Raw genomic sequence first — 21,936 nt, forward strand, 5'->3', positions numbered from 1 at the left:
GAAGGCAAGCGCCAGTTGTCAGCGCTAACATTTTGCTGCATAGGTCATCCGACCCCACGTAAGACCAAATGAAAGAGAGGTGCGCCGTGAGACGCCATCGTAATGTCAAGATCGTCGCAACCCTTGGACCCTCGTCGAACGACTATGATATGATCAGAGCGCTGTTCGAGGCTGGCGCAGATGTATTTCGGATGAATATGTCCCACGGCACCCATGATGAACAGCGCACACGTCATGCTCTGGTTCGGCAGGTGGAAAAAGATCTGGATCGCCCAATCGCGATTTTGGCGGATCTTCAGGGTCCTAAATTGCGCTGTGGTGTTTTTGCAGCTGGCGCAGCTGATATCGAAGAAGGTCAGGACTTCCGCTTTGATCTGGATGAAACTCCCGGCGAAGGTCATCGTGTCTGCCTACCGCACCCCGAGATTTTTGCAGCGCTGGAAGCTGGATCTACCTTGTTGGTCAACGACGGAAAACTGCGGTTGCGCGTGAAAGAATGCGGGCCAGATTTCGCCGAGTGTTTGGTCGAAGTGGGCGGAACCATTTCAGACCGAAAGGGTGTGAACGTCCCTGATGTTGTGTTGCCGCTGGCGGCGCTTTCGGACAAGGACCGCGCGGATCTTGAGTTTGCCTGTCAACTTGGTGTGGATTGGCTTGCGCTAAGTTTTGTTCAAAGGGCCGAAGATGTTGAAGAAGCGCGCGAGCTGGCGCAGGGCCGGGCGGCGGTTCTTTCAAAAATCGAAAAACCTGCGGCCGTAGATGCCTTTGATGAGATTCTGAAAGTCTCGGACGGTATCATGGTTGCGCGAGGGGATCTTGGTGTTGAACTGCCCGTTCACGCAGTCCCACCGATCCAGAAGCGCCTGATCAATTCCTGCCGCAGAGCAGGCAAGCCAGTGATCGTCGCAACACAGATGCTGGAAAGCATGATTGAAAGCCCAATGCCGACGCGGGCCGAGGTTTCTGACGTTGCAAACGCGATCTATGATGGAACTGACGCCGTTATGCTGTCCGCGGAAAGCGCTGCGGGGCAATATCCGGTAGAGGCGGTTACCACGATGAATGCGGTGGCCATCGAAGTCGAAAATGACGCCACTTATCACGAGCAAGTCGAAGCATCTCGTGTGGCAACACGCAGTGGCATTAATGATGCGATTGTAGCGGCCGCGCGCGAGATTGCAGAAACCACGGACATCAAGGCGATTTGCTGCTTTACGCAATCCGGAACCACGGCCCTTTTGACGGCGCGCGAACGCCCGCGAGTTCCAATCATCGCGCTGACGCCATTGCGCGGCACCGCACGTCGTCTTTGCCTGTCCTGGGGCACCAACTGTTTTGTTACGGCCTCTGTGGTTGAGCGGTTCAAGGCCGCCGTGGTGTCTGCCGCCCGTGCGGCCAGAAGCTCGGGTATTGCCGAAGAGACCGACCAGATCGTTGTGACGGCGGGTGTGCCCTTCAACGTGCCCGGCACAACAAACATTCTGCGTGTAGCACCGTGTGATGAAAGTCTGATCTACGCAACGTGAACTAAATGAGCTATACTTGATGCACTGAGTATCAAGTTGGTACTTTTGGTGGAGGCGAAATCGTGACTTATGACACCTTTTTTGTTGTCGGGCTGATAATTCTGGTGCTGTCGGTGCCCGCTATTTTCGGTGCGCTAAGCAGGGGTGACGCACCCCGTGTTCCTGCGATTATGCTTCTGATCGGAGGCGGATTGCTCGCCATCGCTGTAGGGGCCAAACCGAACGCTTACAGTATCGAATCCATTCCTCATCTCGTCGACACCGTCGTTACACGCTGGATGGCATATTTTCAGGCCTAGTCAGCACTGATTTCAGAAGGCAAAAAACGCTTGCGAGTCGCGCATTCTGGCCCTATACGGCCAACTTCATGTGCGTGTGGGCTAATGTGGCATGCCCACCGTGCATAAACGTAACCTTTGATTGGAGACGAAAATGCCCAAGATGAAGACCAAATCAAGCGCCAAGAAGCGCTTTAAGGTTACCGCGACCGGTAAGGTCATGGGAGCCCAGGCTGGTAAACAGCACGGAATGATCAAACGGACGAAGAAATTCATCCGCAACGCACGCGGTACAGCCGCTCTGTCCGCCCCCGACGCTAAGATCGTCAAGGGCTACATGCCCTACGACCGCTAAGAGGAGATACTGATATGTCCCGCGTTAAAGGTGGAACCACAACCCACGCCCGTCACAAAAAAGTCGTCAAGGCCGCTAAAGGCTATTATGGCCGCCGCAAGAATACCTTCAAGGTAGCGCGTCAAGCCGTCGACAAGGCAAACCAATATGCAACCCGCGACCGCAAGAACCGCAAGCGTCAGTTCCGTGCGCTGTGGATCCAGCGTATCAACGCTGCGGTTCGTTCTCATGACGAAAGCCTGACATACTCGCGCTTCATCAACGGCCTGAACCTGGCTGGTGTTGAAGTGGACCGTAAGGTTCTGGCCGATCTGGCCGTTCACGAGCCTGCCGCATTCGGCGCGATCGTTGAAAAAGCGCAGGCTGCTCTGGCTGCGTAAGCCTGGCAACAGCAAGTATTCGAAAGCCGCAGGGGAAACCTTGCGGCTTTTTTGTTTGGCGTTTCCTCTTCTGTTCAGAAAGAGGTTTGGCAAGATGGCCTATAAGACCCGCCTATGACGACGCGGATAGCTACCAGTTTCAGAGATTGCCCTTGCACTCTGTCTCAACCACCTTATTGAGAGTGGCTCTTAATTGCCGCGAGGGAAGGTGAAGATGCACTTACTTGGTACGTTCATTAAGCCGATGCACCGCGAAGGCATAAAGTTTGTCGCGATTTTTGCTGCGATTACGTTCGTTCTATTTCTGATCTTGCCCTTTTTGGGATGGATCGGTGTGGGGCTCACAATCTGGTGCTACTACTTTTTCCGTGACCCGAAACGCGCAACTCCAACCCGTCCGGGGCTCATCGTCAGCCCGGCTGATGGGATCGTGTCTCTGATCGAGCCAGCCGTTCCTCCAAAAGAGCTTGGCATGGCGGATACACCGCTTACCCGCGTCAGCGTGTTTATGAGCGTTTTCAATTGCCACGTTAATCGCACGCCGATCACAGGCGAGGTCACAGCAATTGCGTATCGCCCAGGCAAATTCGTAAGCGCGTCGCTGGACAAAGCCAGTGTGGATAACGAACGCAACAGCCTGCGTATTCAATTGCCCGATGGACAAGAAATAGCAGTCGTTCAGATCGCTGGTTTGGTTGCCCGTCGCATTGTTTGCTTCATCAAACCCGGTGCAAAAATGCAAACGGGCGAGCGGTTCGGCCTGATCCGGTTTGGATCTCGGTTAGATGTTTACCTGCCCCCAGAGGTGCCGCCGCTTGTCAGCATAGGTCAAACCATGGTGGCTGGCGAAACGATCATCGCAGAGCTGCCTACCGCACATGATGGATAGACAGGCTGTAATATGACCCCCTCTTCTGACAAGACGATCACCGATTTTGCGCTTGTTCAGCTGATCCCGAACATGCTGACCGTTGCAGCCATTTGTGCCGGCCTTTCAGCAATTCGGTTTGGAGTTCAGGGCAACTATGTGCTGGCAGTTCAATTGATCGTTGCCGCCTGTGTTCTGGACTTCTTCGACGGCCGCATAGCGCGCTTGCTGAGAAGTGACAGCAAGATGGGCGCTGAACTGGATTCGCTTGCAGATTTCCTGAATTTTGGCGTCGCACCTCCGTTGATCATTTATTTCTGGGCCTTGCAGGACATGCGCGCCGCTTGGATTTCGGTGTTGGTCTATGCAGTTTGCTGCGTCATGCGGTTGGCCCGGTTTAACGTGAGCAGTAAAACGGAAGCCGATGACGAAAACACCCCAGATGCATTCTTTGTTGGCGTGCCCTCACCCGCTGCGGGGATGCTGGTGTTGTTGCCGATGTCCGTTTCGTTTGCGTTCACGGATACGGCGATACTGCCGGATCTTCTCATCTGCATTAATACCGTCATAGTTGGCATGTTGATGATCAGCCGCGTTCCGACTTGGTCCCTTAAGTCGGTCCGCGTGCCGCGCGGCAATGTTAAGTTCGCCCTAGTTGGCTTTGCCTTCATCGGGGCAGCAGTTTTGACCTACGCATGGATCACTTTGGTCGTGTTATGTGTTGGTTACATTGGAATGGTTCTGTGGAGTTTATTTGGTAATTGGTCGGCCAAACGCAATCCAAAGCATTAGAAGGAGAAGTAAGTTGGAAATCGAAGCTGTTCGATCCTCCTACGCCCGTTGGGCACCTATTTATGACAAAACCTTTGGCAGCATTACCAATGCCGGCAGGCGCTGCGCAGTTGAATTTATCAACAGCCTAACTGGATCCGTGCTTGAAGTTGGCGTCGGCACTGGGCTTTCGCTACAGCACTATAAATCCGAATTGCAGGTCACAGGCATAGATTTCAGCGACGAGATGTTGGCCAAAGCGCAAAGCAAGGTGCAACGTTTGGGTTTGGATCACGTGACATCCCTTCGGCAGATGGATGCGCGCGCGCTCGATTTTCCGGACGGAAGCTTCGATACAGTCGCCGCCATGCATGTTCTGTCTGTCGTCCCCGACCCGGAACAGGTCATGTCCGAGATTGCACGCGTGCTTAAACCCGGTGGAAAAGTGGTCATCACCAACCATTTCGCACGCACAGAAGGTGTATTGGCTGCGATCGAAAAAGTTACGGCACCTCTTGCCAATGTGATTGGTTGGCACTCAGATTTTGAGATTGAAACAGTGCTTGGCGAACCCTCGCTGGAGGTCGATCAGAAAAAGTCCATTCCGCCGCTGGGAATGATGACGTTTCTGGTTCTATCCAAAAAGAAAATCAGCTGATTGGGCATTGGCGTAAACTAATTTGGCAATCAGATGTCGATTTTGCCCATTCCCAAACGTCTGGTACACAGAAAGGCATAGACCTTTCCCAACAGATGAAAGGAAAACCAATGCAATACATGTGTTTGATTTATAATGCCGAAGACAATGGCCCGCAGCCGGGAACGGATGATTTCGGTCCCTACATGCAGTCCTATGTGGATTTCACAAAAGAAGTTGAGGATGCTGGCAAGATGGTAGGGGGCAATGCGCTTGAGCCTATTGCGACTTCGACCACCGTATCCGTACGCGATGGCAAGACCGAACTGGTCGACGGACCCTTTGCGGAAACCAAGGAACAGCTTGGTGGGTACTACATTCTGGACTGCAAAGATCTGGATGAGGCGCTGCACTATGCGGCCAAAATCCCGGACGCCAAATACGGTCGAGTTGAAGTACGCCCCGTGATGATCTTCGACTGACAATGTTGCCTCCGATCGAAGCCCAAACGCTTATCACGCGATTGATCCGCGAAGATTGGGGGCGCATTCTTTCATCGCTGGTGTCCACAACTGGCAACTACGCACTGGCCGAAGACAGCTTGCAGGATGCGGTTGTCTCGGCGTTAGAAGTTTGGCCGCGCAAAGGCGCGCCGCGCAACCCAGATGCTTGGCTGATCACTGTGGCCCGCCGCAAAGCACTGGACCGGCTACGTCGGGGCGAAACCGCCAAACGGACCTCGGATGAGCTGGCTTTGCGGCTGGAACAGCACCGCGACGACCCGGATGATCGCGACATGGTAATCCCTGACCACCGACTAGAGTTGATTTACACCTGCTGCCACCCGGCGCTTGAAGAAAAGTCCCGCGTGGCTCTGACATTGCGGGCGCTGGGCGGGTTGACCACCGCCGAGATTGCCAATGCGTTTCTGGACAAAACAGACGCCATGGCTGCCCGCTTGACCCGCGCTAAAAAGAAACTCGCCGATGCGGGGATCGCGTTCAAACTGCCTGAACCTGACGACCTGCACGAACGTACCGATGCTGTGCTGCGGGTGATCTATCTGATCTTTACCGAAGGCTGCCACGCCTCGTCTGGGCAGCTTATGCGCGAAGAACTGGTTCAGGAAGCCATCCGGCTTGGCCGTATCCTGACCACGCTTCTTCCCGACCATGCCGAGGCAAAAGGGTTGCTTGCCCTCATGTTGCTGTCTGACAGTCGCCGCCTGACACGGCGGGGCGAGGACGGAAGCTTTGTACCGCTGGACGCCCAGAACCGCGCGCGTTGGGATCGCGGGCGGATCGCCGAAGGGCTTGCACTGACCAAATCCGCGTTGACCCAAGGACCGGCTGGGCCATATGCGCTTCAAGCCGCGATCAGTGCGGTGCATGCGGAAGCCGCAACTTTCACGGACACCGATTGGGCGCAGATCGTGGCGCTGTATGACGTGCTCTACCAACGCCACCCCAATCCCATCCTTCGGATCAATCAAGCCGTGGCCTTGTCTTATGCGGACAGCCCCGAAGCTGGTTTGCAACTGCTGGCATCCATCGAAGACGAAGACAAACTCGCCCGGTATCAGCCGTTTCACGCGTGTCGCGCGGATCTTTTGGCCCGCTTAGGGCGCCATGAAGAGGCTGCCGTTAGCTATCGCGCGGCCATTGCCCTGTCCCAAGCACCCGAACAAGCAGCGTTTCTTGAAAGCCGCCTTCACGAATTGAACGCCCTCTGACACCCTGCGCCCGCTTGCCATTTTGCCCTGTATTCGCTAGCTGGAAACGGTGCGAAGTAAAGGGACCGAGATGGACGAGCTCAGAACAAAATATCTGGACGCAATCGGTGGGGCTGCTGACGAAGCAGCACTGGAAGATATCCGCTTGCAAGCGGTCGGCAAAAAGGGCGAAGTGGCCCTGAAGATGCGCGAGCTGGGCAAAATGACGCCCGAGGAACGCCAAGTTGCCGGGCCTGCGCTGAACGCCCTGAAGGACGAGATTAACTCGGCCATCGCGGCCAAGAAATCCGGGCTGGCTGATGCCGCGCTGGACGAACGTCTGCGCACCGAATGGCTGGACGTCACCCTGCCGGGCCGCCCTGCGCGCCAAGGCACCATTCATCCGATCAGCCAAGTGACCGAGGAGATCTCGGCCATCTTCGGCGACATGGGTTTCTCGGTCGCGGAAGGTCCGCAGGTTGAAAGCGATTGGTACAACTTCGACGCCCTGAACATCCCGCCGCACCACCCCGCGCGGCAGGAATTCGACACGTTCTATATGCACCGCGACGACAGCGACGACCGCCCGCCGCACGTGCTGCGCACCCACACCTCGCCCGTGCAAATCCGCGCGATGGAGAAGACCGGCGCGCCGATCCGCGTGATCGCACCGGGCCGCGTCTATCGATCAGATTACGACCAGACCCACACCCCGATGTTCCATCAGGTCGAGGGGCTGGCGATCGACAAAGACATCTCGATGGCGAACCTGAAATGGACGCTGGAAGAATTCTGCCGCGCCTTCTTTGAAATCGACGAAATCGAACTGCGCTTCCGCGCCTCGCACTTCCCCTTCACCGAACCGTCGGCTGAAGTCGACATTCGCTGTTCATGGGAAGGCGGCACTTTGAGGCTGGGCGAGGGCGACGACTGGATGGAAATCTTGGGCTCTGGCATGGTGCACCCGCACGTGCTGAAATCGGCGGGCGTGAACCCGGACGAATGGCAAGGCTTTGCCTTCGGTCTGGGCATCGACCGTCTGGCCATGCTGAAATACGGCATCCCCGACCTGCGTGCGTTCTTTGATTCAGACCTGCGCTGGCTGCGCCACTATGGCTTCAGCTCGCTCGACGTGCCGACCATGCGTGGGGGGCTGAGTAGGTGAGTATCGCCAACTGGATTGCACTAATTGTACCCGTCATTGGTTTGATCGGTGGTGCACTGGTGTATCGTTGGCAGAAACAACTTGATCGGAAGAACGAACTTCGTCTGGAACGCAGGGTCATTTACCGCAGGTTCGCCTCAGATATAGAAGATGTGATCTTCCATCTAACATTCGATGAACCTGAAGAAGCAAGAAAAGCGATCCTTCAGCTTCGTAAGAGGTATTTCGAACTTTATACTACTGCACCTGATGCAGTGGTCAGTGAATGTGGCTTGTTGATTGAGAATTTGGTTGATGCATTTGCGCACCCAGATTTTTCCGACTTCAGGCGAGAAGCAGTTAAGCAAACCTATGCCAATGCACTCAATGTGCTAACCGAGATGCGAAAAGATACGTTTGCGACAACTGAGCTAAAACCGAGTTTTGAGACACCTCTCGTAACGTCTCCAGAGGAAAAACTATGAAATTCACCATCTCCTGGCTGAAAGACCACCTCGACACCGACGCGAGCGTCGAAGACATCGCCGAGGCTTGCACCGATCTGGGGCTCGAGGTTGAGGATATCTTCAGCCCCATGGACCGTCTGGGCGCCTTCACCATCGCCAAGGTGAAATCGGCCGAAAAACACCCCGACGCCGACCGTCTGCGTGTCTGCACAGTCGACACCAACGAGGGCGAAAAGCAGATCGTTTGCGGTGCGCCCAATGCGCGTGAAGGCATCACTGTGGTCCTCGCCAAGCCCGGCGACTATGTGCCGGGCATCGACGTGACGCTCTCGGTTGGCAAAATCCGCGGCGTCGAAAGCCACGGCATGATGGCGTCCGAGCGCGAGCTGGAGCTGTCGGACGAGCATGACGGCATCATTGAACTGCCTTCGGGCGAAGTGGGCGAGCGTTTCGTCGACTGGCTCGCCGCCAATGATCCGACCAAGGTGGACCCGGTGATCGAGATCGCGATCACGCCGAACCGCCCCGATGCGCTGGGCGTGCGCGGTATTGCGCGTGACTTGGCCGCCCGTGGTCTTGGCACGCTGAAGCCTCTAAAAGCCCACAAGGTTCAGGGCAACGGCCCCAGCCCGATCAACGTGACCATTGATGACGACACGCGCGACGATGCGCCCGTCTTCATGGGCCGTCTGATCAAAGGTGTGAAGAACGGACCCTCCCCCGCGTGGTTGCAGGCGCGTTTGAAGGCTGTGGGCTTGCGGCCCATTTCCGCGCTGGTCGATATCACCAACTTCTTCACCTACGACATGAACCGCCCGCTGCACGTGTTTGATGCCGACAAGGTCAAGGGCAACCTGCGCGTGCATCGCGCCAAAGGGGGCGAGACCCTGATCGGTCTGGACGAAAAGGAATACACGTTCGAGCCCGGCATGGTCGTGATCTCGGACAGCGAAGGCGTCGAGAGCATCGCGGGCATCATGGGCGGTTTGCCCACAGGCTGCACGGAAGAGACCACCAATGTCTTCCTTGAGGCCGCGTTCTGGGACACGATCCAGATCGCCAAAACAGGCCGCGCGCTGAAGATCAACTCGGACGCGCGCTATCGCAACGAACGCGGCATCGATCCGGCCTATAACGCGCCCGCAATTGAGGCTGCGACCCAGATGATCCTTGATCTCTGCGGTGGCGAGGCATCGGAGGTTGTGACCGCCGGCGACGTGCCGGACGTAAGCCGCGCCTACAAGCTGGACACCGACCGTGTGCAGTCTCTGGTCGGTATGGACATTCCGGCGGATGAGCAGCGCAAGACGCTGACCGCGCTGGGCTTCACCATCGACGGCGATATGGCCCATGTGCCGTCATGGCGTCCCGACGTGCTCGGGTCTGCTGATCTGGTCGAGGAAGTCGCGCGTGTGGCATCCCTGACCAAGCTGGTGGGCAAGCCGCTGCCGCGCACCCATGTGGGCGTGCCCAAGGCGATCCTGTCACCGATGCAAAAGCGTGAAGGCATCGCGCGGCGCACCGTGGCGGCGCTGGGGTACAACGAATGTGTGACCTATAGCTTTATTGATCAGGCAAGCGCTGCGCGTTTTGGCACTGGTGGTGATAACGTCGCGCTGGCAAACCCGATCTCGTCGGAAATGAGCCATATGCGCCCGTCTTTGTTGCCCGGTCTTTTGCAGGCTGCAGCGCGCAATCAGGCGCGTGGATTCATGGATCTGGCGCTGTTCGAAGTTGGCCCCGTATTCAGCGGCGGCGAGCCGGAAGAATACGAACAGATGGTCACGGGTATCTTGGTTGGTAACACCGGCCCGCGTGATCGTTTCGGCGCACGTCGCCCTGTCGACACCTATGACGCCAAGGCAGATGTGGAGGCTGTGCTGAGCGCCATCGGCGCCCCCGCCAAGCTGACCTTTGTGCGCGATATGAACGCGTGGTGGCATCCGGGACGTTCGGCCAAGCTGGGGCTGGGTCCAAAGAACATCCTTGGCGCGTTTGGAGAGCTGCACCCGAAAACCATCGCCGAGATGGACGTGAAGGGCCCCGTTGTGGCCTTCGCCGTGCATCTGGCCAAAGTGCCGTTCCCGAAAGCCAAAGGCACGGGACGCGGCGCGATGGGTGCGTCTGATCTTCAGCCGGTCGAACGCGATTTCGCCTTTGTGGTGGACGCAGATGTGGAAGCCATCAATCTGGTGAACGCAGCCGCCGGAGCCGACAAAGCGCTGATCACCGACGTGAACGTCTTTGACGAATTCATCGGCGGATCGCTGGGCGAGGGCAAGAAGTCTCTGGCCATCACCGTGCGCTTGCAGCCGCGTGACGCGACCCTGACCGATAAGGATATCGAGGCCGTCAGCGCCAAGATCGTCCAGAAGGTCGAAAAGGCGACGGGCGGCAGCCTGCGCGGATAATTCAAAGCGCGGTCCTTCGGGGTCGCGTTTTTTATAGGAGCACACCTCATGACCCTGAACGTTTACCTTTCTGGCGAAATCCACACCGATTGGCGCGAGCAAATCATCGAAGGTGCCAAAGGGCTGGATGTGACCTTCAGCGCCCCCGTGACGGATCATGATGCGTCAGACGATTGCGGTGTTGCGATCCTTGGCGATGAACCCAACAAGTATTGGCATGACCACAAAGGTGCGATGATCAACGCTATCCGCACCCGTAAAGGGATCAAGGACGCAGACGTCGTCGTCGTCCGCTTCGGCGAGAAATACCGCCAGTGGAATGCTGCGTTTGATGCAGGATATGCTGCTGCAAAGGGCAAATCCCTGATCGTTCTACAGCTGCCAGAACATGACCACGCGTTGAAAGAGGTTGATGCAGCTGCACTGGCCGTAGCCCGCGAACCTGCCCAAGTGGTCGAGATTTTGGGGTATGTCCTGACCGGAAAACTGCCAAGTTAACCCTTACGTCATTATGCGGTGACGACGGCGAGATTTTTCCCCCACAAATTGTCGGCTTTTTGTGTCAGGATTGGCTCAATGCGAACAGGATCACGCATTTTGCCTGACCAAACAACAGATAGGGACACCATGCTTTCAGAATTCAAAGATTTCATCGCCAAAGGTAATGTCATGGACATGGCCGTTGGTATCATCATCGGCGCCGCGTTCACCGCGATCGTTGGATCGTTGGTTGCAGACCTGATCAACCCGATCATCGGCCTGTTTATGGGCGGCATCGACTTTACTAACATGTATGCTGTTCTGTCCGGTGAAGTCGCCGAAGGTGCTTCGCTTGAAGCCGCTCGTGAAGGTGGTGCTGCTGTCTTCGCCTATGGTTCGTTCATCATGGCTATCATCAACTTCCTGATCATCGCTTATGTGGTGTTCATGCTGGTGCGCTATGTAAACAAAGCCAAAGAATCGGCCGCCAAGGAAGAAGAAGCCGCGGAAGAAGCCCCCGCTGGCCCCAGCGAGCTGGATATTCTGACCGAAGAATCCGCGACGCTTTGAAGAAGTCGTAAGAACGCAAAAGTTCCGGAAAGGGCGTTGAGTTTTTCAGCGCCCTTTTTCTATGGTTTTCTACGCGGGTTTTTGGTTTTAACGCGTTTTTCGTTTGACACTTGCGACGGGCCAGAATATTCGGACCCCCGATGTGAGATGGCGTGGTAGCTCAGCTGGTTAGAGCACAGCACTCATAATGCTGGGGTCGGCGGTTCAAGTCCGCCCCACGCTACCACATCCGGTTCGACGCATGTCGAAAGAAGGCCCTGCCAAATGGTGGGGCTTCTTTCGTTTCAACTCTTTTTCAAATGGTAGGTCAGTGCGCGTGTGATCAACGCTGTCATCGGACCTTCGGGCAGTTCTTCCCCTGCTTTGAACAGCACAGCGCGATTGCCTTCAAAGCTCAGCTCGTCACGGAAAAGCGCTTGAAACTCGGACATCACGCTGGTCTGGCAATGGGTATAGAGCGCGTACCCACCCGATTTTGGGATGCCCAACCGTATCGTGGTCGCAGAGCCCGTTTCTGGGGTTAGATAAGCGGGCTGCCCCCATTTCAGGGTCTCATGCAGGGTGCCGATTTCGGGTAGCTCAGCGGCCGTATTAAGGATCAGGTCGCGCAGCCCAAGCAAATCTGCCCGCACGTTGTCAGGGAAGTCCTGAAAGGCTTTCTGGACAAGCGGGTCCGGGATATTCTGGGGCCTTGGCATATCCCTACTCAATCGTGGGATGGGTAGGGTGTCAAATAAAAGCCCCGCTCAATGGCGGGGCTTTCGTCACGATTAAATCTGAAGGGAGGTTCAGATCTTCAGCGCATCTTGTCCTGAGATGTAATCGAGCCCAAGCGCCTCGCCGACAGCTGCATAAGTCAGTTTGCCAGCATGCACGTTCAGGCCGTTCAGCAGGTGCGGATCGGCTGCACATGCCTCTTTCCAGCCCTTGTCTGCAAGCGACAGCATGAAGGGCAGGGTGGCGTTGCCCAATGCGATGGTCGAGGTACGCGCAACGGCGCCCGGCATGTTGGCCACGCAGTAATGCATCACGTTGTCGACTTCATAGATAGGGTCGGCATGGGTGGTGGCTTTCGAGGTCTCAAAACACCCACCTTGGTCGATGGCCACGTCCACCAGAACCGCGCCTGGCTTCATGGTCGACAGCTGGGCCTTGCTGATCAGCTTGGGGGCAGCAGCACCCGGGATCAGAACCGCACCAATGACCATATCGGCGGTGGTGATCAGCTCGGCAGTGGCCGCTGCGGTCGAATACTGGTTTTTGAACGTGCCACCAAAGGCATCATCCAAATAACGAAGACGTGGCAACGAGCGATCCAGAATGGTCACATCCGCGCCCATACCAGCTGCGATCTTGGCCGCATGTGTACCCACAACGCCGCCGCCGATCACAACAACCTTGGCCGGTCCAACACCGGGAACGCCGCCCATCAGAACGCCACGGCCGCCATTGGCCTTTTGCAGTGTCCACGAACCAACTTGCGGGGCCAAACGGCCAGCAACTTCTGACATCGGCGCAAGCAATGGCAGGCCGCCATTGTTGTCGGTCACGGTCTCATAGGCGATGCAGGTCGCTCCGGACGCGATCAGGTCGTGCGTCTGGTCGGGATCGGGTGCAAGGTGCAAATAGGTGAACAGAAGCTGGCCTTCGCGCAGCATCTTGCGTTCGCCCGCCTGAGGTTCTTTTACCTTCACGATCATGTCGGCTTTGGCGAAGACCTCTTCTGCCGTGCCAAGGATGGTGGCACCAATTGCGGTGTAATCTTCGTCCGAGAAACCTGCGCCTGTACCGGCATTGGTTTCGACAATCACGGAATGACCGCGACCGATGGCCTCACCGGCAGCGGCAGGCGTCAGGCCAACGCGAAATTCCTGGGGCTTGATCTCTTTTGGGCATCCGATCAGCATGGGTTCCTCCTTGTCCCTGTTTCAGGGAAAAAATGTATCTATTGCCTTGATCTTGGGGGGAGGCGACGCAATTGCTTTGAAAAGATGTGGCGCAGTGAGTATAGTTTATCGAAGAAAACCGCGCTTTTGATGAAAAATACGCAAGGAATGTGATCGAAATTGGAACTTGATAGTGTAGATCGCCGCATCTTGCGGGCATTGCAACGCACCGGACGCATTTCCAACGCGGAGCTGTCAGAAAAGGTGAACTTGTCCCCCTCTGCCTGTCATCGGCGCGTGCAGAGGTTAGAGGCTGAGGGCTTTATTAAGAACTACGTGGCGCTTTTGGATGCCCGGAAGCTGGACTGCCCAACAACTGTATTTGTTGAGATTACATTGTCAGGACAGGCAGACGAAGTGTTGGATGCGTTTGAGCGTGAAGTTGCCCGTGTGCCGGACGTGCTTGAATGCCATCTGATGGCCGGAACAGCGGATTACCTGCTGAAAGTTGTCGCGCAGGACACCGAGGATTTCGCCCGTATTCACCGCCAGTATCTTGCGCGCTTACCTGGGGTGCAGGGTATGCAATCCAGCTTTGCGCTGCGCACGGTTTTCAAAACCACCGCTCTTCCAGTCTGAAGCTTTTTTACGCTGCCCGAGCGGCCAGTGGCTGCTCCTTAACAGGCAAGTGCACGATGGCCGAGAATGCACCGACGCCGACGCCAATCCACCATACCATGGTGTAGTCGCCAAAGGCGTCATACATCCGACCGCCCAACCAGACGCCAAGGAAGCTGCCCAATTGGTGCGAGAAGAAGACGATGCCATAAAGCGTGCCCATATAGCGCAGACCGTAGATGTGAGCGACCAGACCCGAAGTCAGGGGCACTGTGGCCAGCCACAAGGATCCCATCGCGATTGAGAACACGATGACCGAGGTCGGCGTGATTGGCATCAGGATGAACAAGGCCGCCACGATAGTGCGGCCCGTGTAGATCGCTGCCAATAGGTATTTCTTGGAATAGGTCTTGCCCAGATAGCCCGCAAAAAGCGTACCCGCGATGTTCGCAAGCCCGATGAGCGAGATTGAAATCGCCCCAAGCGCCGAAGTGGACGACACACCCACGGCGGCCAATGTGCCTGACGGATCAATAGCCCCGCACATCTCGGTTACGAAGGCAGGGAAGTGTGCAGTGATAAAGGCCAGCTGGTAGCCACAGGAAAAGAAGCCCAGAAAGATCAGCGTATAGCTTGGGTCTTTGAACGCCTTCACAAGAATCTGACCCATGCTTTCCTCAAGCTCGGATTTCGACGCAAAGCTTTCGGTTTTCATCAAAGGCAGCAATGCCAGCGTCGCGATAATCGCGGCGGCAAAGATCAAAAATACGTTCTGCCAGCTCATGATGCTAAGCAAGTACTCGGCCAATGGCGCGCCAAAGACCTGTCCGGCTGACCCCGCTGCTGTAGCAATCGCCAGCGCCATTGAGCGGTTTTCGTCGCTCGCGGCACGGCCCACAACGGCCAGAATGACGCCAAACCCTGTCCCTGCGATGCCGAAGCCAACCAGCACTTCTAGCATCTGATGGGCTTCTGGCGTGACTGCTGCCGAACTGGCAACCAGTCCTACCGCGTAGATCAGCGCGCCCATGATGATCGCTTTGCGGTCGCCCATCTTTTCGGCAATTGCGCCAAAGATCGGCTGCCCGATCCCCCAGGCGAGGTTTTGAATGGCAATCGCCAACGAAAACTCGGCCCGCGGCCAGTTGAATTCGGTCGCAATCGGGATCTGGAACACGCCAAAGCTGGCGCGGATCGCGAAGCTGACGAGGATGATAAGGCACCCGGCCACGAGGACGGGTGTGATAAGGGGCGCGCGCGTTTCTGTCATCCCGGCAGTGTCAGGTAACGACCACGCCTCGTCAATTCCTGCTTTTTGATGGGACAGTTCACCTTTCCTTATGTGACGTGCCGTTTTATCAGAACTCATGGCAAATCTGATTAAGATCTATGACGCTCTGGCCGCCAAAGGCGAGATTACCCGCGACCCAGCGCAGGAGGCCTGCCTGCCCGCGCTTGAAGACATCCGTGCCCACATTGACGCAGCGCCGACACGCAAGCGCGGCATTCTGGGTGGACTGTTTCATTCGAAACCAGAAGAGGTCCCGCAGGGTCTTTACCTTTGGGGTGGTGTCGGGCGCGGCAAGTCGATGCTGATGGACCTTTTCGTGGACAGTCTTGAGACGTCAGCGAAGCGGCGCGTGCATTTCCATGCGTTCATGCAAGAGGTGCATGAGGGCATGACCGAGGCGCGCAAAACAGGCGTTGATGACCCGCTGGAGCCGGTGGCTGCAAAGATCGCTGCAGACGTGAGACTGTTTGCCTTCGATGAGATGCAGATCACTGACATCACTGATGCAATGCTTGTGGGTCGCTTGTTTGAAAAGCTTTTTGACGCGGGCGTTGTGGTTGTTACCACGTCGAACCGTCATCCAGATGAGTTGTATAAAGACGGCCTGAACCGACAGTTGTTCCTACCGTTCATCGCGCTTTTGAAAGACCAGATGGTCGTGCATGAACTGATCAGCCCTAACGACTACCGTCAGGATCGGCTGTCAGGAGAGCAGGTCTATTTCACCCCTTCGGGCGCAGAAGCGCGTGGTGCAATTGACGCTTTGTGGAAAGACCTAACTGGAGGAGAAACAGAGCCGCTGACCTTGACCGTAAAGGGGCGCGAGGTCGTCTTGCCGGCCTATCGCAATGGTGCTGCGCGGGCGCAGTTTCATGACCTTTGCGGTGCGATGCTGGGGCCGGGGGATTATCTTGCCGTGGCCAACGCCGTGAAGCTTTTGGTGTTGGAAGATATTCCGCGCCTTGGGCGATCCAACTTCAACGAGGCAAAGCGCTTTGTGACGTTGATAGATGCTTTGTACGAGGCAAAGGTGCGTTTGATTGCCTCTGCCGCTGCACAACCCGAGATGCTTTATATCGAAGGTGAAGGGTCGTTTGAGTTTGAACGTACCGCCAGCCGGTTGCGTGAGATGCAAGACAAGGATTGGGGTGCTGCGCAGGATTGAAGAGGGGCCGCCGTCTGCGACCCCTCAGGTTTTCACCTGCCTGCCTAACTCGGATATGGGAAGCTAAGCTCCCCGAAGTGCCACTGGGTTAGGCAAAGGGTCACGATGTAATTTGTGATCACATAGAGGCTATTAAACTCTGCCCCTTTCGAATCACCTTGCCGCCCTAGCGTAATGTACTGCTCGATAAGCCGTCCACTTGATGCGGACTTTACCTATAGAATACCCTATTTATAGGCGCTAACCCCTTAAACCGTCAACATTTTACATAGAATCACTGGTGATTCGAAAAACGGGCAAAAAAGTGATTCTTTTCCAGGGCTTGAATCGTGTTGTTGATGCGGATGTGTGGTGCCAGCAAAAATTAATTTTGTGATCACGATTGCTAAAACGGATGATTTAGCCGTTTTCTCGCAAAATTGCGCCCGCAAGATAAAGGGAACCGCAAATCAGGATACGTGCCTGTGGGTCGCGTGCCTTGATCGCGTGGATTGCGGCCTCAACACTTTCAGCGGTGCTGGCATTCATGCCGACGCTCTTGGCGACCTCGGCTGTTGTGTCTGCGGGCAAGGTGTTGGGTTCATCCGGGATCGAAACCGCGGTCAGGCTAGCTGACACATCTGCCATGGGACGTAGATAACCAGCGATATCTTTGGTGTTCAGCATTCCGCAGATCAGATGGGTCTGGCGCTTCGGTAGGTCTGCCAAGACGGTTGCCAACATTTCACCAGCGGCGGGGTTATGGCCGCCATCCAACCAAAGCTCGGCTTCACCTGCTGCATCGATCAATGGACCGTGACGCAGGCGCTGCATACGTGCGGGCCACGTTACATCGCGCATCGCAGCCTCGCAGGCATTTTCGCCGAAGCCCAGCACACGCAGCGCAGCGATCGCAGCGCCAGCGTTTTCGATTTGATGCGGACCGATCAGGGCGGGCAAGGGCAGATCCAGAAGTCCGTTTTCATCTTGGAAAATCAAACGCCCGCGTTCTTCCCAAAAATGCCAATGCTGGCCATGCACGAACAGGGGACATCCCAGTTTGGCCGCGCGCGCCTCGATCACGTCCAGCGCTTCATCTTTTTGCGGGCCTACCACACACGGGACGCCCCGCTTCAGAATGCCCGCCTTCTCGCCTGCGATTTCGGGCAGGGTTTCGCCAAGGAACTGGGTGTGGTCGATTGAAACCGGGGTGATCACCGTCAGGGCGGGTTTTTCGACGACGTTGGTCGCATCCAACCGTCCACCCAACCCAGTTTCCAGCAAAGTGAAATCAGCTGGGGTTTCCGCAAAGGCCATCAAGGCTGCGACGGTGGTGATCTCGAAATAGGTGATGTTCTCACCGCCATTGGCGGCATAGCAGCGGTCCAGAACCTCGGTCAGGGCGTCTTCGTTGATCAGCGTACCTGCCAGACGAATACGTTCGTGAAACCGTGCCAGATGTGGGCTGGTATAGGCATGTACACGCTTTCCGGCGCCTTCAAGCCCGGCACGGATCATCGCCTGAGTCGAACCCTTGCCGTTGGTCCCCGCAAGGTGGATGACTGCAGGCAGCTTGTCTTGTGGACTGTCCACAGCTTCCAGCAAGCGCCAGACGCGATCCAGGGTCAGATCGATGATCTTCGGATGCAACGACATCATCCGTTCAAGGATGATGTCCGAGCCTTGGGCGCTCACGCCTTGTCGGCCTTACTGGCGTCAGTGGACGCTTCTTCGGTCGGTGCGGCTTCCGCTTCAGGTTCTGGTTCCGGTTTGGGAAGGTCACCTTTGACCGCTGGCGGTTGACCCGTCAGCATGCGCAGGATCGTTACCAGCTCGTCTTTCATGTCCTTGCGGTGCGTCACCCGGTCCAGCATTCCGTGATCCAGAAGATATTCAGCGCGCTGGAAGCCTTCGGGCAGTTTTTCGCGGATTGTTTGTTCAATCACGCGCGGCCCCGCAAAACAGATCAGAGCGTTGGGTTCGGCGATGTGCACATCCCCAAGCATGGCATAAGACGCGGTGACCCCGCCCGTGGTCGGGTGGGTCAACACGACGATATAAGGCAGGTTTGCTTCTTTCAGCATTTGAACGGCAACAGTCGTTCGCGGCATTTGCATCAGGCTTAGGATGCCTTCCTGCATACGCGCGCCACCTGCGGCTGAGAACAGGACCAGCGGGCGTTTCAGCGCAACGGCACGTTCGGCGGCAGCAATGATAGCATTGCCAACATACATGCCCATAGAGCCACCCATGAAGCTGAAATCCTGCGCAGCCGCAACGATCGGAGTGCGACCGATTTCGCCTTCGGCCACCAACATGGCCTCGCGTTCGCCCGTGCCTTTGCGGGCGGACTTCATGCGTTCTGGGTATTTTTTCTGATCCTTGAAGTGAAGCGGATCATCGATGGGGGCAGGGACGTCGACTTCGGTGAAGATGCCGCCATCAAACAATGTGATAAATCGCTCACGAGGCGTGATGGCCATGTGATGGTCGCAGTTGGTGCAGACGTTAAAGTTCTCGGAGAATTCACGGTGGAACAGCATGGTGCCGCACTCGCCGCACTTGGTCCACAGGTTCTCGGGCACTTCGCGGCGCGAGAAAAGCGAGTTGATGCGGGGGCGGACGTAGTTCGAGATCCAGTTCATCGCCAGACTTCCTTGTTGCGTTTGGCCTTAGTTAATCTGCCTCGACGGTATTTGCAATTGGGCGGTTACGTTGGGACAGGCGCCACCAAATCGCAAACGCGACCACAACCAGTGTGGTTTGCAGGATCATCGAAGCGGTCATTGTTGATCCCATCAGATTTACCTCGGCAGTAAAAAGGGAAAAACCATCCAAGTTCCCCGCATTTCCCACCAACACCATCGATGCGTTATTTCCAAAATGAAGACCAGCAGCAGCGCCGATATTCCCGGTGCGCACCGTTACAAAGCTTAGAACGATGCCGACGACACTTGTGTGGATGACATAGAAAATTGCATTCACACCCCACGAAGCCGGGTCGGCGTGCAGCAGGCCGAATGCCACAGAAGGCAGGATTGCCCATATCCAAGGTGATTGGAAGCGCGCGCGAAGTTGTTGAAGCATGTAGCCGCGGAACACCAATTCTTCGGCAAAGATTTGGATGAAAATCAGAACCAACGCGGGGATAAGGATCAAAGCCCATTCGCTGGTGGGCAAATTGCGTAGAAGTTCTGTTTGGTCCTGTGGAACAACGAAAAGTGGTTCAAGCATTTGCAGAAGGGTTGCCGCCAAGCTGATTGCAAGCGCGATCAGAATACCGGTCCGAAAATGACGCCACAGCACGTGGTGTTGTGCGCCAAACAAGCTTGAGAAACTGCGTTTGTGTAAAAACCGCAGCACCAGCCAAAGGCCCAAATGATACCCTAGGAAAGTAAGAAAGAAGATACCCGCGTGCACGGCTGTGGTGGCATTCAGGATGTTTGCCGGATGCTCTCCGATCAACCATCCCCCAGCCACGAAGATCGCAAAGGTCGCCGCAAAAAAGGCCACATGGATCAGAAAGAACCCAAGAACCGAACGCCAAATCTGGCAATAAGGCCGCGCGGGGGACCAGAAGGAAAGTTGGGGATCGGATGTCACTATTAACGCTCCAGAACACATAAACTGGTGATTTGCCCCAACTGTGTCGTGAAAGAACACAAAGGACAATCCGCTTTTAGCTGACTTGCGCCATGCCCCTTAGAGTTGCTATTCCGAACTTAAGACGGAAGGGATGATGCTGGGCAACGACCCGCGCATGTACAGAGTTAGGTGAGTTTGTGTACTTAGTTAGAGAAACCAGAGTGGCTAAATGGGCCACACAATGGGGTGCAATCTGTTTGATGACCGGCCTGTTGGCCGGGTGCTTCGGGGGCGCAAAGCCTGACGATGTGCGCGACAGCCCGTTGTTTTCGAAACAGGCACCGACTGCTTCGGACAATTTGGTGCAGACGCGGATCGTTATGTCTGGCGCGGTAACGATTGCAGCGCCAAAGGGCTACTGCGTTGATGTAAGCTCGCTTCGCGATCAGTCATCGGGCGCGTTCGTGCCGCTTGGAGCCTGCGCAGCGCTCACACGCAATCCGGCCGACCCAAGCCCCAAGAACCCAGCCTTCCTTGTGGCCAGTGTTTCGCCCATGCCGCAAGATGTGGCCGCAAGCGCGGATGAATCCGAGCCGCTTATGGCGCAAGCGCGCGCTTTTCTGGAAAGCCCTGCTGGGCGTGCGGCACTTAGCCGGTCTGGGGACGCAGAAACCGTCGAGGTTCTGGATCTGAAAACGGCTTCTGGCGTTGTGAAAGTTCTTACGCGTGACAGTTCCTCAAATCGTCCGAAATCTCTGTCCGACACGACTTGGCGTGCCTTTTTGCCCCTTGGGGACAAGCTGGTTGTGGCCAGCGTAACCGGGTTCAAAGATCACGCGATTGACCGGCGCAATGGGCTTACGCAGCTGAATGGCTTCGTGAATGCCATCACGGCTGCAAATCCAAATGGCGAAAGCGGCAAAGGTGGTTTGGCGTCGATTTTTGGCAAATTGCGAAACTAGGGAATATCTGATTAAGTGCAGCCATCCTGACACCTGATCACCACTGGAACGGGCATCGCAACCACTATGCAAAGCTGGATTACCACCCTTTCGGATCGTTTGAATGACCGCAGGGCCCTGCGTCGTTGGGCGCGTATGGCGCATGACGCCGAAGGAATGGATAAGTTGGCCTTGCGTCAACTGCGGGGAAAAGCACGTCAGTTGCGCCAGCATATTGATCAGGTGTTGTTCGAAGCTGACAGCCGCCTGGCCTTGCCCGCATTGGGTTCGAATGTCATCCAAAAGCCACTTCATTCTGATTGGGCCTCTCGTCCTCAAGTTTGGCGTGGCCCGCTTGAACCCTCGGGCGTTGCTTCGGTGCCAAACGGCACGCCATTTGGTGACGAGGTTAAACTGTTTCATGACTGCCCTTTGGCAGAACTGACATTCCGACAGGTGCGCAATACACGTGAAACTGATCTTGCCCCTTTTGGGATGACGCTGGAAGTTTTGGGTTTCAATGGATCGTTCTTGTCGTTGGTTGTGGATGTCCCATCTTCGGCGACCGAAGGTCTGCACCGGAACCATATCATCCGTTTGTCGATTTCTGCCGAAGTTGAAAGACCGGTCGGTCTTTTCGCACGTTTGAACATCCAGCACGGCCCGAACAGCGAACAATTGCGACAGCAGCAAACCCTGCAATCCGGTGACGCAGTTTTCGAATTCGATTTGGCCTACTCAGACATAAATGAGAAGCGAGTCGACAAAATGTGGGTGGATCTTGTGTTTGAGAATCCCAAGATGAACAAGGTGTCGTTGTGCGATTTGACGTTGTGCCGACATCCTCGCGCCGAGATGTAAGGGCAAGACCTG

General features: G+C 56.0%; 23 protein-coding genes, 1 tRNA gene and 1 pseudogene. 19 read left to right on the forward strand and 6 right to left on the reverse strand.

Annotation, left to right across the window (positions count from 1 at the left end; translation table 11 throughout):
• Window positions 1–86 precede the first annotated feature (86 nt).
• The 15 genes and pseudogenes from pyk to AC0L6A_RS02825 all read left to right on the forward strand — a co-directional run bounded on the left by pyk (window position 87) and on the right by AC0L6A_RS02825 (window position 11,824).
• The gene (gene pyk, locus AC0L6A_RS02755) at window positions 87–1,526 is read left to right on the forward strand and encodes a pyruvate kinase (RefSeq protein ID WP_473292045.1); all 1,440 of its coding nucleotides are present in this window, start codon (window positions 87–89) and stop codon (window positions 1,524–1,526) included.
• Window positions 1,527–1,588: 62 nt separating this feature from the next.
• A complete protein-coding gene (locus tag AC0L6A_RS02760) occupies window positions 1,589–1,825 on the forward strand; it encodes a hypothetical protein (RefSeq protein ID WP_473292046.1) in 237 nt (78 codons plus the stop codon).
• A gap of 133 nt (window positions 1,826–1,958) precedes the next feature.
• Entirely contained in the window at window positions 1,959–2,159 is a 201-nt protein-coding gene (gene rpmI, locus AC0L6A_RS02765) for a 50S ribosomal protein L35 (protein WP_246929037.1), read from the forward strand.
• Between the two features lie 14 nt (window positions 2,160–2,173).
• Window positions 2,174–2,539 carry a 50S ribosomal protein L20 gene (gene rplT, locus AC0L6A_RS02770; RefSeq protein WP_473292047.1) on the forward strand — a complete coding sequence of 122 codons (366 nt, stop codon included), beginning with the start codon at window positions 2,174–2,176 and terminating at the stop codon, window positions 2,537–2,539.
• Between the two features lie 214 nt (window positions 2,540–2,753).
• Window positions 2,754–3,428, forward strand: coding sequence for a phosphatidylserine decarboxylase (locus AC0L6A_RS02775; RefSeq protein ID WP_473292048.1), 675 nt, complete (start codon window positions 2,754–2,756; stop codon window positions 3,426–3,428).
• Between the two features lie 12 nt (window positions 3,429–3,440).
• Complete coding sequence (gene pssA, locus AC0L6A_RS02780; protein WP_473292049.1) at window positions 3,441–4,199, forward strand: CDP-diacylglycerol--serine O-phosphatidyltransferase; 759 nt, start codon at window positions 3,441–3,443, stop codon at window positions 4,197–4,199.
• Between the two features lie 13 nt (window positions 4,200–4,212).
• Complete coding sequence (locus tag AC0L6A_RS02785; RefSeq protein WP_473292050.1) at window positions 4,213–4,836, forward strand: class I SAM-dependent methyltransferase; 624 nt, start codon at window positions 4,213–4,215, stop codon at window positions 4,834–4,836.
• A 119-nt stretch (window positions 4,837–4,955) separates the two neighbouring features.
• Window positions 4,956–5,297 (forward strand): YciI family protein, encoded by a 342-nt coding sequence (locus tag AC0L6A_RS02790; protein WP_473292051.1) that lies wholly within the window; start codon window positions 4,956–4,958, stop codon window positions 5,295–5,297.
• Between the two features lie 2 nt (window positions 5,298–5,299).
• On the forward strand, window positions 5,300–6,547 hold the full coding sequence (locus tag AC0L6A_RS02795) for an RNA polymerase sigma factor (protein ID WP_473292053.1): 1,248 nt from the start codon (window positions 5,300–5,302) through the stop codon (window positions 6,545–6,547).
• Between the two features lie 70 nt (window positions 6,548–6,617).
• Complete coding sequence (gene pheS / locus AC0L6A_RS02800; protein ID WP_473293358.1) at window positions 6,618–7,691, forward strand: phenylalanine--tRNA ligase subunit alpha; 1,074 nt, start codon at window positions 6,618–6,620, stop codon at window positions 7,689–7,691.
• Window positions 7,688–8,155 (forward strand): hypothetical protein, encoded by a 468-nt coding sequence (locus AC0L6A_RS02805; protein ID WP_473292054.1) that lies wholly within the window; start codon window positions 7,688–7,690, stop codon window positions 8,153–8,155. Before pheS ends, AC0L6A_RS02805 begins: the two co-directional genes overlap by 4 nt.
• Window positions 8,152–10,548, forward strand: coding sequence for a phenylalanine--tRNA ligase subunit beta (pheT, locus tag AC0L6A_RS02810; protein ID WP_473292056.1), 2,397 nt, complete (start codon window positions 8,152–8,154; stop codon window positions 10,546–10,548). The genes AC0L6A_RS02805 and pheT overlap by 4 nt, the downstream gene beginning before the upstream one ends.
• 48 nt (window positions 10,549–10,596) lie before the next feature.
• A complete protein-coding gene (locus AC0L6A_RS02815) occupies window positions 10,597–11,046 on the forward strand; it encodes a YtoQ family protein (protein WP_473292058.1) in 450 nt (149 codons plus the stop codon).
• A 129-nt stretch (window positions 11,047–11,175) separates the two neighbouring features.
• A pseudogene (gene mscL / locus AC0L6A_RS02820) lies at window positions 11,176–11,609 on the forward strand (large conductance mechanosensitive channel protein MscL).
• 138 nt (window positions 11,610–11,747) lie between these two features.
• Window positions 11,748–11,824, forward strand: a tRNA-Met gene (locus AC0L6A_RS02825).
• A 58-nt stretch (window positions 11,825–11,882) separates the two neighbouring features.
• Here the strand turns inward: AC0L6A_RS02825 and AC0L6A_RS02830 are convergent.
• Together AC0L6A_RS02830 and ald are read right to left on the reverse strand one after the other, a co-directional pair.
• Window positions 11,883–12,296: a DUF1801 domain-containing protein gene (locus AC0L6A_RS02830; RefSeq protein ID WP_473292059.1), complete on the reverse strand. Its 414-nt coding sequence runs from the start codon at window positions 12,294–12,296 to the stop codon at window positions 11,883–11,885.
• 90 nt (window positions 12,297–12,386) lie between these two features.
• Window positions 12,387–13,505: an alanine dehydrogenase gene (ald, locus tag AC0L6A_RS02835; protein ID WP_473292060.1), complete on the reverse strand. Its 1,119-nt coding sequence runs from the start codon at window positions 13,503–13,505 to the stop codon at window positions 12,387–12,389.
• Between the two features lie 159 nt (window positions 13,506–13,664).
• Here ald and AC0L6A_RS02840 point away from each other — a divergent pair, with 159 nt between their 5' ends.
• Window positions 13,665–14,123: an Lrp/AsnC family transcriptional regulator gene (locus AC0L6A_RS02840; protein WP_473292061.1), complete on the forward strand. Its 459-nt coding sequence runs from the start codon at window positions 13,665–13,667 to the stop codon at window positions 14,121–14,123.
• A 7-nt stretch (window positions 14,124–14,130) separates the two neighbouring features.
• Here the strand turns inward: AC0L6A_RS02840 and AC0L6A_RS02845 are convergent, their stop codons facing one another.
• Window positions 14,131–15,372, reverse strand: coding sequence for an MFS transporter (locus AC0L6A_RS02845; RefSeq protein ID WP_473292063.1), 1,242 nt, complete (start codon window positions 15,370–15,372; stop codon window positions 14,131–14,133).
• A 97-nt stretch (window positions 15,373–15,469) separates the two neighbouring features.
• Between AC0L6A_RS02845 and zapE the strand changes: the two genes are divergently transcribed.
• Window positions 15,470–16,558, forward strand: coding sequence for a cell division protein ZapE (gene zapE / locus AC0L6A_RS02850; RefSeq protein ID WP_473292064.1), 1,089 nt, complete (start codon window positions 15,470–15,472; stop codon window positions 16,556–16,558).
• 399 nt (window positions 16,559–16,957) lie between these two features.
• On the opposite strand, the gene AC0L6A_RS02855 is transcribed toward zapE, so the two are convergent.
• The 3 genes from AC0L6A_RS02855 to AC0L6A_RS02865 are packed head-to-tail and all read right to left on the reverse strand — an operon-like array spanning window position 16,958 to window position 20,140.
• Entirely contained in the window at window positions 16,958–18,196 is a 1,239-nt protein-coding gene (locus AC0L6A_RS02855) for a bifunctional folylpolyglutamate synthase/dihydrofolate synthase (protein ID WP_473293361.1), read from the reverse strand.
• A 32-nt stretch (window positions 18,197–18,228) separates the two neighbouring features.
• Window positions 18,229–19,182, reverse strand: a complete 954-nt coding sequence (gene accD / locus AC0L6A_RS02860; RefSeq protein ID WP_473292066.1) for an acetyl-CoA carboxylase, carboxyltransferase subunit beta — start codon at window positions 19,180–19,182, stop codon at window positions 18,229–18,231.
• 31 nt (window positions 19,183–19,213) lie between these two features.
• Window positions 19,214–20,140, reverse strand: a complete 927-nt coding sequence (locus AC0L6A_RS02865; RefSeq protein WP_473292068.1) for a lysostaphin resistance A-like protein — start codon at window positions 20,138–20,140, stop codon at window positions 19,214–19,216.
• Between the two features lie 242 nt (window positions 20,141–20,382).
• On the opposite strand from AC0L6A_RS02865, the gene AC0L6A_RS02870 reads away from it, so the two are divergent.
• Both AC0L6A_RS02870 and AC0L6A_RS02875 read left to right on the forward strand, forming a co-directional pair.
• Window positions 20,383–21,084 (forward strand): hypothetical protein, encoded by a 702-nt coding sequence (locus AC0L6A_RS02870; protein ID WP_473292070.1) that lies wholly within the window; start codon window positions 20,383–20,385, stop codon window positions 21,082–21,084.
• A gap of 66 nt (window positions 21,085–21,150) precedes the next feature.
• Window positions 21,151–21,924, forward strand: coding sequence for a DUF6478 family protein (locus tag AC0L6A_RS02875; RefSeq protein WP_473292071.1), 774 nt, complete (start codon window positions 21,151–21,153; stop codon window positions 21,922–21,924).
• Window positions 21,925–21,936: the final 12 nt, after the last annotated feature.

Source organism: Aliiroseovarius sp. D2-2, from assembly GCF_055809455.1.